13 protein-coding genes are annotated in these 13,117 nt (G+C 42.3%); 2 read left to right on the top strand and 11 right to left on the bottom strand.

Annotated features, from left to right (window positions below; genetic code table 11):
- Positions 1-74 precede the first annotated feature (74 nt).
- Both ACXAC4_RS13330 and ACXAC4_RS13335 read left to right on the top strand, forming a co-directional pair.
- The gene (locus ACXAC4_RS13330) at positions 75-2,078 is read left to right on the top strand and encodes a spermidine synthase (protein WP_475162402.1); all 2,004 of its coding nucleotides are present in this window, start codon (positions 75-77) and stop codon (positions 2,076-2,078) included.
- A gap of 11 nt (positions 2,079-2,089) precedes the next feature.
- Positions 2,090-2,815 carry an SIR2 family NAD-dependent protein deacylase gene (locus ACXAC4_RS13335; protein WP_475162404.1) on the top strand — a complete coding sequence of 242 codons (726 nt, stop codon included), beginning with the start codon at positions 2,090-2,092 and terminating at the stop codon, positions 2,813-2,815.
- A 101-nt stretch (positions 2,816-2,916) separates the two neighbouring features.
- On the opposite strand, the gene rlmM is transcribed toward ACXAC4_RS13335, so the two are convergent.
- From rlmM to hemA, 11 genes are all read right to left on the bottom strand, one after another.
- The gene (rlmM, locus tag ACXAC4_RS13340) at positions 2,917-4,002 is read right to left on the bottom strand and encodes a 23S rRNA (cytidine(2498)-2'-O)-methyltransferase RlmM (RefSeq protein WP_475162406.1); all 1,086 of its coding nucleotides are present in this window, start codon (positions 4,000-4,002) and stop codon (positions 2,917-2,919) included.
- Between the two features lie 22 nt (positions 4,003-4,024).
- On the bottom strand, positions 4,025-4,393 hold the full coding sequence (locus tag ACXAC4_RS13345) for a DUF423 domain-containing protein (RefSeq protein ID WP_475162409.1): 369 nt from the start codon (positions 4,391-4,393) through the stop codon (positions 4,025-4,027).
- Positions 4,386-5,012, bottom strand: a complete 627-nt coding sequence (locus tag ACXAC4_RS13350; protein WP_475162412.1) for an alpha/beta fold hydrolase — start codon at positions 5,010-5,012, stop codon at positions 4,386-4,388. Before ACXAC4_RS13350 ends, ACXAC4_RS13345 begins: the two co-directional genes overlap by 8 nt.
- The gene (locus ACXAC4_RS13355) at positions 5,009-5,905 is read right to left on the bottom strand and encodes a transcriptional regulator GcvA (RefSeq protein ID WP_475162414.1); all 897 of its coding nucleotides are present in this window, start codon (positions 5,903-5,905) and stop codon (positions 5,009-5,011) included. The genes ACXAC4_RS13350 and ACXAC4_RS13355 overlap by 4 nt, the downstream gene beginning before the upstream one ends.
- 51 nt (positions 5,906-5,956) lie before the next feature.
- Positions 5,957-6,811, bottom strand: a complete 855-nt coding sequence (gene kdsA / locus ACXAC4_RS13360) for a 3-deoxy-8-phosphooctulonate synthase (protein WP_475162417.1) — start codon at positions 6,809-6,811, stop codon at positions 5,957-5,959.
- A gap of 119 nt (positions 6,812-6,930) precedes the next feature.
- On the bottom strand, positions 6,931-7,731 hold the full coding sequence (locus tag ACXAC4_RS13365) for a tetratricopeptide repeat protein (protein WP_475162420.1): 801 nt from the start codon (positions 7,729-7,731) through the stop codon (positions 6,931-6,933).
- A 171-nt stretch (positions 7,732-7,902) separates the two neighbouring features.
- Positions 7,903-8,277, bottom strand: coding sequence for a SirB2 family protein (locus ACXAC4_RS13370; RefSeq protein ID WP_475162422.1), 375 nt, complete (start codon positions 8,275-8,277; stop codon positions 7,903-7,905).
- 4 nt (positions 8,278-8,281) lie between these two features.
- Positions 8,282-9,835, bottom strand: a complete 1,554-nt coding sequence (locus ACXAC4_RS13375) for a DUF3369 domain-containing protein (protein WP_475162424.1) — start codon at positions 9,833-9,835, stop codon at positions 8,282-8,284.
- Between the two features lie 31 nt (positions 9,836-9,866).
- Positions 9,867-10,718 carry a peptide chain release factor N(5)-glutamine methyltransferase gene (gene prmC / locus ACXAC4_RS13380; RefSeq protein WP_475162426.1) on the bottom strand — a complete coding sequence of 284 codons (852 nt, stop codon included), beginning with the start codon at positions 10,716-10,718 and terminating at the stop codon, positions 9,867-9,869.
- 2 nt (positions 10,719-10,720) lie between these two features.
- Entirely contained in the window at positions 10,721-11,806 is a 1,086-nt protein-coding gene (prfA, locus tag ACXAC4_RS13385) for a peptide chain release factor 1 (protein ID WP_058030804.1), read from the bottom strand.
- Between the two features lie 4 nt (positions 11,807-11,810).
- Positions 11,811-13,070 carry a glutamyl-tRNA reductase gene (hemA, locus tag ACXAC4_RS13390; protein ID WP_475162428.1) on the bottom strand — a complete coding sequence of 420 codons (1,260 nt, stop codon included), beginning with the start codon at positions 13,068-13,070 and terminating at the stop codon, positions 11,811-11,813.
- Positions 13,071-13,117: the final 47 nt, after the last annotated feature.

Below are 13,117 nucleotides of genomic sequence, written 5' to 3' on the forward strand. Positions count from 1 at the left end.
AACTCTATTTGCATCTATGAATACAACACTCTAAAGTGCGCAATAATTAATTTTCCAAAGAGAAAAGGCTCTGCATGCTAGCCACTATAGTGATATTCATAAGTGCGTTCTTGCTGTTTCAAGTTCAGCCCTTGTTAGCTAAATCTTTGCTGCCCGTGTTTGGTGGTGGCGCACAAGTTTGGACAACCTGCTTACTGTTTTTTCAAACTTTTTTACTCGCAGGCTATTGTTATGCACACTTGCTGGTTAAACTTCTTGATATAAAAAAACAGCAAATTGTGCATTTGAGTCTCTTACTCATTAGCTTACTCGCTTTACCTTTAGGTCTATCTGATAGTGATATTAAGGAACAAGCTTCTCCAGAGTTCGCTTTGTTACTTAAACTTGCACTGAGCGTAGGTCTACCTTATTTTGTGCTTGCTGCAACTTCGCCGCTATTACAAAGTTGGCAATCTCAATCTCTCAACAGTAAAGTGTACAAACTCTATAGTTACTCAAACATTGGCTCTTTTTTAGCGCTACTCAGTTACCCGTTTGTATTTGAACCTTGGCTAACACTGTCAGCACAATTTTGGGCTTGGAGCCTTGTTTATGGTGTGTTTGTCTTATTATTTGCAGGTTTTATTGGCTTAGCACTTAAACAAAACAATTACACTCAGGCGGCACAATCAGATGAAAACGCTTCATCACTAGATAAGCGTCTGCCTTTATGGCTATTGCTCAGCGCCTGTGGCGTGATCATATTAACGGCAACCACCAGCGCGATGACACAGAATGTATCGCCAATTCCTTTTTTATGGCTGTTACCTTTATCGCTCTATTTACTGACGTTTATTTTATGCTTCCACTCGGCTAAGGTTTACCAGCGCTGGTTTTGGCTAACAGTATTCGCATTCAGTAGTTTCATTGGATTGATGCTGTTCTTTATTGGCAGCCAACTCGATTTACTCAGTCAAATTGTGCTCTATTCAACCGTGTTATTCAGTGCCTGTATGATCTGCCATGGCGAGCTTGAGAAGACCAAACCGCATCAGTCAAAACTGACGCAGTTTTATTTAATGATGTCTTTAGGCGGCGCTTTAGGCACTGCAGCGATTACTTTCATCGCGCCTAAGGTTTTTACTTTGTTTTATGAGTACCCTCTGGCTTTAGGGCTTGTTTTGGCACTTTTCATTTATTCTTTAATTAGTACCCAGCAGTTTGCAAAAAGCCGCAACATGGTGCTTGTCGCTAGCGGCGTTTTGGTATTACTTGCCCCGACTTTTATCTGGCTAAACAGTCAGTTTACCAACCATGACACATTGAGATTACGTAATTTTTATGGCTTATTGTCGGTCAAAGAAGTCTCTATCAATGGACAAATGGAGCGCCGCCTAATAGATGGCACCACCTCTCACGGTACTGAGATCATTGAACCGACTTACTTACAAGGTCAACCACAAAGTTACTACCGCTTTGAAACGGCAGTGGCTCAACTGCTCAACAGTCAAGCCAATGGTGCGCAAGTGGGCTTTATCGGCTTAGGTGCAGGTACGCTGGCAGCTTATGGTAAGCATCGTGATAACTATACGTTTTACGAGTTAAACCCCAATGTTGTGGCAACGGCACAAAGCCATTTTAGCTACTTAAATAACAGTAAAGCACAGGTTGAATATGTGGTTGGTGATGGTCGCGTGCAACTTCAAAAGCAAAAAGAGCAAGGCCAAGTAAACAGATTTGACGCCCTTGTCCTAGATGCGTTCAGTGGCGATGCCATTCCTATGCACTTGTTAACACTTGAAGCCATGCAACTATATTTATCACAGCTTAAGGAAAATGGTGTTTTAGCAATACATATCTCTAATAGTCATTTAGATCTCACGCCCCTCATGCGCGGTCTTGCTGACGAGCTGAAACTCAAAGTGCATTTCTTTGAATCAAAAGCCAAGCAAGCGCATGAGCACAACACACACTGGGTCACTTTAACCTTTGATGAGCAGGCAATTGAAAGCTTTAAGCATCTTCAAAGCCCTTGGCCAAATCAAAAGCCAACATTTATTTGGCGCGATGATTACAGTAACTTAATGTCAGCACTTTAGGAGCAAACCAAATGACGAAGATTGACAAAACTTTATTCATCACGGGCGCAGGCGTCAGTGCTGAAAGTGGTATTCCCACCTTTCGTGGTGAAGATGGTTTTTGGACGATTGGCAGTCGCAACTATACACCACAGCAAATGGCGACGCGCGATATGTATATGCACAACCCTGGTGAGTTTTTAAAATGGTATTACAATCGCTTTGCCACTTACCGTCACCACGGACCTAATAAGGTGCATCATTGGCTTGCAGACAAAACCTTGATCACACAAAACATCGATGGCTTAGACGGTAAAGCCGGTAATCCTGATTACATTTCAATTCACGGTCGATTGGATGAAGTCACTTTATTCCATCATCAAGGAGATGAGGTTGAGCGCTTTAAAGCCCCTTGGGATGAGGTGGATGAAGCAAACCTCGAAAGCTCACTGCTTGAATTATTTAAAATAGGTAAAAATGGGCCAATATTAAATGAATCATTAAAGCCATATGTACTGCTATTTGATGAATACTACACTGAGTTATATGAAATCAGCCGAGCGCAACAGCAGATGCTAGACGCTGAGAAAATGGTATTCATGGGGACCTCGTTTAGCGTCAATATCACCAATATGGCATTAGAGATTGCCCGCCACAACAACATTCAGGTGGAAGTGGTGGATCCGAATCCGACTCATATTTTACATTCTCAGGTTGAGTACTTTGCTATGACAGCGCAAGAGTATATCTCGCGCTAAAATAACCTGACCTCAAATTAAACTATTACATTAAATACAAAAAAAGCCCTGAACTTGAATAAGTCAGGGCTTTATTATTTTTATAAAAACTGCATTAAACGTTAGCTGAACAGTTTTTGTGGGATCTTGTGTATTTGCACTTGTACTGTGATCTCTTCACGGTCATGGTATAAATGTTTAGCTTGCAAAGTATATTCAATCTCGTACTTAGGTAACTCTTCTCGAATTAGCTCTAGGCACTGATACACCTCTTCAAAGCGTTTCTTCATTGGTAGCTTTAAATTAAAGATTAACTCGCTAGCAAAACCATTCACCATCCAATCTAACATTAGGTTTGTCACTTTCTTCGGCTTTTCTACCATGTCGCATACTAACCAAGTGTTATTGCGCTTTTCTGGTAAGTACTTAAAGCCATCCTCTCTGAAGTGCTTCACCTGACCTGAATCCATTAAATTCTGATTCATCGGCCCGTTATCTATGGCAGCGACAAACATGCCTCGGCGCACAAGTTGGTAGGTCCAACCGCCCGGGCAAGCACCTAAATCCACGGCACGCATACCTGGCTGAACACGCTGCTCCATTTCTTCTGGCGGCACAAAAACATGAAAGGCTTCGTCTAGTTTCAACGTTGAGCGACTCGGCGCATCACTTGGCATACGCAGGCGCGGAATACCCATAAAGAAAGGCGAGTTATTGCTCGGGAAAGAGTAACCCACAAATGCCGTATCGTTTACTAAAAACATCACATGTAATACTGGGCGGTTTTTCTTCACTGCACGTGTCAGCTTATTTTGCTTTTCTAGGCTTTTCGCAAGCGGCGTTGAAAACTTCTTACAGAATTTTGAAAGCTCTTTGCCCTCATTGGTATCTGGGGTTTCTACACGCAACTCTCCACATAATGGAAAATCAGCCACCACGGCTTTTACTTCGCTGACGCGATCTTCTATCGACATTTTGCTGACGAATACACCTGCAAACCACTGTCTTGCGAATACCAAGCTTTGAAAGTCGATTTTCTTAATGAGCAATTCGGCATCGCTTGCTGCATAAGTTTCAAAGCTCACATAACCGGTATTTGGTTTGGCTTTTACATAGCCTGCAACGCCTTGTAAGGCTGCATGATGGTTAATTTCAGCTGCGGCATCACTTTCAAAGCCACTACGACAATAAATCACAACACTCGACATAGGTGTTCTCAAATCTCTTTAATTAAAATTTATGTTTGGCTGCTTTGACCATTAAAAGCAACCAACCTAAAATAAAGCACACGCCACCAATCGGCGTAATGGGGCCTAAAAAACGCCACTCAGTCAATGCCAACAAATATAAGCTGCCACTGAATAAAATGGTGCCGAAGGCAAATAACCAACCTGAAGCATTCAGTTTTAAACCTTGCTTAATCAGTATCGCCACTAATATCAGGGCTAAACCATGAAACATTTGGTATTCGGCAGCGGTTTTGAAAATATCGACCGCATACTCAGAGGCATGTTTTTTCAAACCATGAGCGGCAAAAGCTCCGAGCATCACCGATAACATGCAATATGCACTGCCTATCAATAAAAATAGTTTAGTCATTCAGGTGTTGCTCTATAAATTCTGCGGTGGCTTTTGCAGCGTCCAGACGATGTGCGTCTTCGCTAAAGCCACTTTTCTTGCGCGGTTTTAGTGAATGATCGCCATCAGCGAAAAACTGAAACGTCGGCGCTTTAGAAAATGACATTTGCGCTAGTTCAGCTTGTGTACCAAAGGTATCTCGCTCACCTTGCAACACTAAAAACGGGCAAGGAATATCAGCAAAATGATCCGTTCTCAGTTTTTCCGGTTTACCTGGTGGGTGGAAGGGGTAACCCATAGCAATCACGCCTTTTACAGGTAAAGAGTACTCTGTCACTAACAATGAGGCCATTCTGCCGCCCATTGATTTGCCACCGATAAATAGAGGTAAATCAGCATCGACTGATGCTAATACTTTGTTGAAATAGGCGAGTAACTTAGGCGCTCTATCCGGTGGACGGCGCTTACCGGTTTCTTTAGCAACTTGCATATATTCGAAATCGAATAAGCCAACTTGAATGCCATGTTCAGCCAGCTTATTAGCCATATCTTGCATAAACTCAGAGTCACTACCAGCCCCTGCCCCGTGGGCAAAAATAAATTGTGCTTTGGGGTTATCAGCTTTAATCCATTGGATCATTCTTGTTCCTCTTGCTCAACCATGCTGAGCATCCATTCTTTAAACGAAACGATTTTACCTAATTCAGCTTGCGCTTCTCTGACCACAAGATAAAACGCGTTTTTACTTTCTAAACTGTGACTAAATGGAATAACTAAGCGGCCCGCATCTAAATCAGGTTTTGCTAATACACTGTTACCCAGTGCAACGCCTTGACCGTGAATTGCAGCTTGTAACACCATGGATGAGTGGCTAAAAATAGGCCCTTGATTCACTGGTACATCACGTACCCCAGCGGTTTTCATCCACGCTTTCCAAGTTCGACGTGAGGTGTCATGTAACAAGGTATGCTGACTTAAATCTGATGGTGCATGAAGCGGCTTAGGTCCTGTTAGTAGAAACGGACTACATAAAGGCACCAAATACTCTTTGTGAAGCTGGTAGGCCTCTACCCCGTTCCAGTTACCACGGCCATAATAAATAGCCACGTCTACGTCATCCGTTAACGAGTTTTCTTCATCGTCTTGGGCTTTTATTCGCACATCAATTTCGGGGTGAAGTTCATGGAACTTGCTTAGTCTGGGTACCAACCATTGAATCGCAAAGCTTGGTGTTAAACACACCGTCAATGACCCTTTTGCACCACGCGCTAATAACCTATCTGTGGCATCAACGAGCTGATTAAAAATTTCTTTTATGTCTAAGTAATAACCCTGCCCTTCTTCGGTCAGAAGCAAAGAACGGTTTTTTCTTAGAAACAGCTTTAACCCTAAATGCTCTTCAAGGGTTTTAATTTGGTGACTGACAGCAGCTTGTGTGACATACAATTCTTCTGCGGCTTTGGTAAAGCTCAAATTACGTGCCGCAGCTTCAAAAGCTTTTAGGGCGTTTAATGGCGGGAGTCTTCTAGACATAATTCTTTAAACCAAACTAAAGAGCAGCAAATTTGCTGCTCTTTATCGTTATTATAAGTCGGCTGCGCTTGTATCTAGTGGTTCGAAGCTTTTCACTAAATCGTCCACCGCTTTCATTTGCTTTAAGTAGCCTTCTAACTTAGCCAATGGTAATGCACAAGGGCCATCACACTTTGCTTCGTTTGGATTTGGGTGTGCTTCAATAAATAAACCTGCTAGGCCCAACGCCATACCACTGCGTGCAAGTTCAGTTGCCTGAGCACGACGACCATCGGCAGAATCAGAACGACCACCAGGGCGTTGTAACGCGTGTGTTGCATCGAACATTACAGGTGCCATGTGCTTCATGTCATCCATGCCCAGCATATCAACCACTAGGTTGTTGTAACCAAAACTACTACCACGCTCACATAAAATAACTTGGTCGTTACCCGCATCATTCAGCTTCTTAATGATATGACGCATTTCATGTGGCGCTAAGAATTGTGGCTTTTTCACATTAATCACAGCGCCAGTTTTAGCCATCGCCACAACTAAATCTGTTTGACGTGCTAAAAACGCTGGAAGTTGGATAATATCGGCCACTTCCGCAACTGGAGCTGCTTGAAATGGTTCGTGCACATCTGTGATCACAGGGACATTAAAAGTCTTTTTAATCTCTTCGAAAATTTTCAGGCCTTCTTCCATGCCTGGACCACGGTAAGAATTGATTGAAGAGCGGTTTGCTTTATCAAAAGATGCTTTAAATACGTAAGGAATATTTAACTTGCTGGTTACTTCAACATAGTGCTCAGCAATTTGCATTGCAAGATCACGCGATTCCAACACATTCATACCACCAAATAATACAAACGGTTTGTCGTTTGCCACTTCAATATCTTCAACTTTTACGATTTGCGTGTTCATAACTTTCCTAATTCTTTTAGTAATAGAAATCTAATATATGTCTACTCGGGAGCTTGTAAAGCATGCTTTAACGCCACACTAAACTTGGCATAAATATTAAAGCGCGCAACTTATTCTTATTAGTGCACTACATGATTGTAGTCTTGCAACTCTTCAATTTGATGCTGAATAATCTCAATCGTTGGATCGTCAGGGCACTCATCGACAAAAAACTGTAAGTCAGCTTTAGCTAATTTGGGGCAATTTATCTGATTGAGTAGATACCCTCTATCGCGGCGTTCATACGGGTCGTCACCGAGTAAGTCCATCAACTGTTCAACGCAACTTAAAGCATGACCAAACTTATCTGCGGTGATAAACGCCCATTTCTGCTGAGCGAGATATAGCTTAAATGCTTCATCACCTAATAATAATTCGTAAGGCTCTTCATCTTTACTGTCGTTTTCGGGATTGATATACCAAGTTTGATTGCCGCCGCAAGGCTCTACGATATACCCTTCTTCAGCACTTAAAGCGATATGAACCATAATATCGCCTTGGTGAAATGCCATATTCACATCAAGCTGTGCACGTTGCAGTAAATGCGTCAAAATCAAAGCAAGAGAAGTAGCATTGCCAGTGCGCATTTTCAATACATGATTGACACTATTTAACTTGTACTCAACTTCGTTTTGATTGCTGCCACTGAATAACCAACGAGTATAAAACGCATCTAAAAGCGCATCGATCAACGTATGTGTTTCGGTATGTTCGCGACATAATTGATCAACAGCTAATTCAAGTTCTGCAAGCTGGCAGTAACTCTCTTCTAGATTTATCTGCGCATCCCACTGACGCTCAGCGTCGATGCATCTAAATAATCTATGCTGTGGTATGTAGTCTGCACTACTGTCTTGTTCATCGAACCAGATATCAGTCATAAATACCAACGACCTTAACTATTACTCTTACTTATTAATCGGCTAGTCTAACATTTTTTATAGGGATTAATGTAGCGCCTTATAGAAGTAGTTTTTGTTAATTGATTTAGAAAGAGTTATATGGGGTAAAAATGAGGAGAGGTTGAGTAGGCAAAGCCTACTCAAAGAAACTTAAAGTAAAAATGACGCTTTACTACCCGCTAAATAACCAATGAGAAGTAGCGAGATAGTAGCTGCTGTCAGTGCGATAACCTGCGTTTTAAACTGTGTCGATTTAGCAACCACAAACCCTAAACCAATATAAGTAAAAACTAAAACTATCTTTTCAGTCAGCCATGGTTGTTGTAATGGGTTCATACTCGCAACAACTAACAGCGCGACAGCAGAAACCAATAATAAAGTGTCTATAATGTGACTACCAATAAAAACGAGTTTATTACTGGCTAGTTTCCCCGACATAAAACGAGATACTGTTCTCGTGTAGAACAAAATAATACTCAACAGTGCGAACATCACATGAGTATGTTTGATTGCAATATATTCCATTTAATTAACTACTCTGCTTATCTGGATACTTCACTAAAATCGCCTCTAAGTCGTCAATAATGCTATTAAACACATCCACGAGCTTAGGGTCAAAATGCTTGCCTTTTTGACTATTAATTTCAGCAACAACTTGCTCTAACTCCCAAGCAGGCTTGTAACAACGTCTATGACGAAGTGCATCATAGACATCAGCTAGAGCAACAATTCGACCATAAATATGAATACTCTCACCTTGTTTACCGGCTGGGTAGCCTGAACCATCCCACTTTTCATGGTGATCTTTAGCAATAATCGCCCCTGCATTGACAATTTCACGGCGTGAGTCTTTTAAGATTTCATAACCTTTTTCAGCGTGAGTTTGCATCACTTGCCATTCTTGCTCTTCAAGCTTATCTGGCTTATTTAAAATCGCATCAGGAATACCCACTTTGCCTACATCATGAAGTGGCGAGGCCATACGCACTAATTCTGCATCACGTCTTGGTAAACCATACCCTTCAGCTAGGGCATAACAAATATGCGCAACGCGTTTTACATGATTGCCTGTCTCGGTAGAGCGTTGTTCTAGCGCTTCACTCAATCTGTAAACTAGCTCTTGTTGAGTGTCCTCAACTTCAGCCTGCAGTTGCACATTCTCATAAGCCAGTTGCACATTTTGCGAAAAGATTTCAATTAAATGCTTTTGTGTATCCGTCAGAAAATCAGGAATACCAGACACAAATAACATTGAGCTATGATTAAACTCACTGGTGCAGTAGGCGAACAAATAATTATCTTTGTAAACTATGCTTTTTTCTTGCAAAGCAGTAGAGCAAGCTTGGAGCTGGTCCTGAGTTAGCACTTCAGAAATAGGTTTACCTTCACAAGACTCAAACTCACCACGGCCTGTGAAAACAACCAGCTGTTCAGCATTATGATTTGAGTCATTACTTGCAACCAAAGACGTCGCGTAAATCGCTTCATCGACAGTGCCTAACAAAGAGGTTAACTGCTGAACCACGCCCTTAATAAAATGCTCTAAGGAGTGTGATGAAAAGATGTCTCGTGAAGCGCAAATAATCTTTTCTAAACCTTGACGTGATTGCTCGATGGCTAATATGTCACGATAAGAGCGCAGACTCGACATCACAACTGTAAATAGCTTTTGTGCTGTCAGTTCTGTTTTAGATTTATAATCATTGATATCGTAATTAACAATGACTTGTCTTTCCGGCGCTTGACCCGGTTGACCTGTTCTTAAAATGATACGAATATGATTGTTTTTCGCGGTTTCTCGAATGAACTTAGCAACTTGTAAACCCGCATCATCGGTTTCCATCACCACATCAAGTAAAACAATTGCCGCATCTGGATGCGCTTGAATAACCTTACGCGCTTCTTCACCAGAATATGCACTAATAAACTCTAAACGCTTCTTTTGAAACTCAAAATCACTTAATGCAAGCTTAGTGACCGCATGAACTTCAGGTTCATCATCGACAACAATTACTTTCCAAACGCCATTGCTGTCGGGCTCAACTACATCGTTCGGCTCATCTGAAAACAAAAAATCATCCATACGCGGGGTCCTATTAATACACAGGGCGTTATTATCGCTTGCCTTGCCACTGGGCCATGGTTACTCGATCACAGCCTGCCATATCTTTTATAGTAAGTATATTGCTATACGCCATTTGTGCAAAAAACTCTTGTAATAACAGCGCTTGTTGATAACCATGCTCAATCAGCAAATATCCGTTCGGTGCCAGATATTGCCGCGCTTGCTCAATGATTAGCTTAATATCAGCCATACCATTATCTGGTGCAACTAATGCACTTTTTGGCTCAAAACGGACATCACCTTGGCTTAAATGCTCATCAAGTTCATCAATATACGGCGGATTACTGACAATAAGATCAAATTGTTGATTTGGTACTGCACTGAACCAATCGCTTTGCATAATAGTGACATTATTCATGGCGAGTTTTAGTTGATTTCGCTTTGCAAGCGCAACGGCTTGCTCAGAATAATCGACCGCAGTGACCTGCCAGTTAGGCTGCTCTGAAGCCAGCGATAGCGCAATGGCGCCGGTGCCCGTCCCCAAATCCAGCATTTTTGCATTGGTGGGCAAATCTAAGCTAAGCGCTTTTTCTACTAGGGTCTCGGTATCAGGTCTTGGAATTAACGTCGAGTTATTAACTTCGAGTTCTAAACTCCAAAACTCGCGCACACCGACTAAATGAGCGACCGGGTGGCCTGTTTCTCGTTCTGCGATCAGCTTCTCAAATGTACCAAATTGCACATCAGTAAGTTCGGCTTCAGGCCAAGTAAATAAATAGCTTTTAGGTTTATCAAGCACATGAAGCAATAAAACTTCAGCATCAAGTTTAGGTGAGTCAGAGGTATTTTGAAGAGTTTGGGTTGCCCAAGCGATTGCTTGGGCGACGGTTAGGTTTACCACGATTACTCGTCACCCATTGCTGCTAATAAATCAGCTTGGTGCTCAAGTAATAATGGATCAATCACGGCACCTAGTTCACCGGCTACGATCTCATTCAGACGGTAAAGTGTTAGGTTAATACGGTGATCAGTAATACGACCTTGCGGGTAGTTGTAAGTACGAATACGCTCTGAACGGTCACCACTACCTACTAGGTTACGACGTTCAGATGCTTCAGCTGCCTGTCGTTTTTCGTCTTCAGCTTGTTGGAGGCGAGCACCTAGTACAGAAAGCGCTTTAGCACGGTTTTTGTGCTGAGAACGCTCATCCTGACATTCAACAACCACACCTGTCGGAATGTGCGTAATACGAATTGCAGAGTCTGTTTTGTTAACGTGCTGACCACCGGCACCCGACGCGCGGAAGGTATCTACTTTTAAATCTGCTGGGTTAATTTGAATCGCTTCGGCTTCAGGGATTTCAGCCATCACAGCTACCGTGCATGCCGACGTGTGAACACGGCCTTGAGATTCAGTTTCAGGCACACGTTGAACACGGTGAGCACCTGATTCGAACTTCAATTTACCGTAAACACCTTCACCACTGATGTGCGCGATAACTTCTTTATAACCACCATGCTCACCTTCGTTGGTGCTAACCACTTCAACTTTCCACTTTTGAGTTTCAGCATAACGGCTGTACATACGGAATAAATCACCAGCGAAAATTGCCGCTTCGTCACCACCTGTACCTGCACGCACTTCAAGATAAACATTGTTGTTATCTTTCGGATCTTTTGGCAGCATCAAAATTTGTAGTTCATCTTCAAGGGCTACAATGGCAGCTTTTGCTTCTTTATATTCTTCTTGCGCCATCTCACGCATATCAGGATCTGAGTCCTTAAGCATTTCTTCAGCTGTCGCCACATCGTCTTGGGCTTGCTGGTAAGAAGCAAACGCTTTAACTACGTCTTCAAGTTCTGAGTATTCTTTTGATAAGGCACGGAAACGATTTTGATCGCCAATAACTTCTGGATCACTTAGCATTGCTTGCACTTCTTCATAGCGCTCGGCTAAGGTCTCTAATTTACGATATACAGACTCTTTCATTAATTTACTTTTCCTGCTCGATTCCTAATGTTTGTTTAAGCACGGCCAATTTATCGATATCATCCTCTTGCGCCGCGGCCTGTATTGCCCGTGTTGGTGCGTGAGTTAAACGATTTGTGAGCTTGTTAGCCAATTCAAGCAACACTTTTTCGGCTGATTTGCCTGATTGTAGCTGATTTACAGCCTTTTCTACTAATTCTGTTTTTACTTCTTGCGCCGAGTCTCGATATTGTCGAATAACATCAATTGACCCTTGTGAACGTTGCCACTTGGCAAATTCATGGGTTTTTTGCAGTATGATTTCTTGCGCTTGCTCTGCCGCTTGCTCACGGCTTGCCATGTTTTCGTTGACGATGGCTTGTAAGTCATCAACAGAGTAAAGATAAGCCGCATCTAACTCGCCTACCTGACTTTCAATATCTCGCGGTACCGCAATATCAACAAACAACATTGGCTTATAACGTCGTTGTTTGAGTGCTTGCTCAACCATACCTTTACCGATAATAGGCAACGTACTAGCCGTTGAACTGATGACAATATCAGCGTCATGCAGTTTTTCTGGCAATTGCGCCAATGAAATCACATCAGCTTCAACTTCTTCAGCTAAGTTTTTAGCACGCTCAATTGTTCTATTTGCAACCGTGATGGCTTTTGGGTGCTGTTGATATAAGTGTCTGGCTACCAACTCAATAGTCTCACCTGCACCAATTAGCAGCACTTTGGTTTTATCTAGTTGGCCATAAATGTGTTTAGCTAAGTTAACTGCTGCATAGGCAACAGATACGGCACTGGCACCAATATCCGTTTCAGTTCTTACTTGCTTGGCAACTGAAAAGGTTTTTTGAAATAAACGTTCAAAAGTGGGTAACACACAGTCGTGCTGCTTTGCACTGTTGTAAGACTGTTTGATCTGACCAAGGATCTGCGGCTCGCCCAGTACTAAAGAATCTAAGCCACAAGCTACGCGCATTAAATGATTTATGGCGTCTTGGTTTTGATGAATATAAACATTATCTTCAAGCTGTTCAGTGTCGATACAGTGAAAATCAGCTAACCATTTGAGAAGCGCTTGGGAATTGCTATGCTCAAGGCTACAATACAGCTCAGTTCGGTTACAGGTCGAGACAATCACGGTCTCTTTAAACTGCTCAGAGCTCGCCAATTGCGACAATGCGTTTGATAATTGCTCAGGTGAGAACGCCACTTTTTCGCGTAATTCAACTGATGCTGTTTTGTGATTAATACCAAGTGCGATAATGGTCATAGCTACCAATAAATTGCTCGAGCCCTGCTAGAAAGCCGAGAATTTTA

Source organism: Pseudoalteromonas sp. AWM4_233 (genome assembly GCF_056158285.1).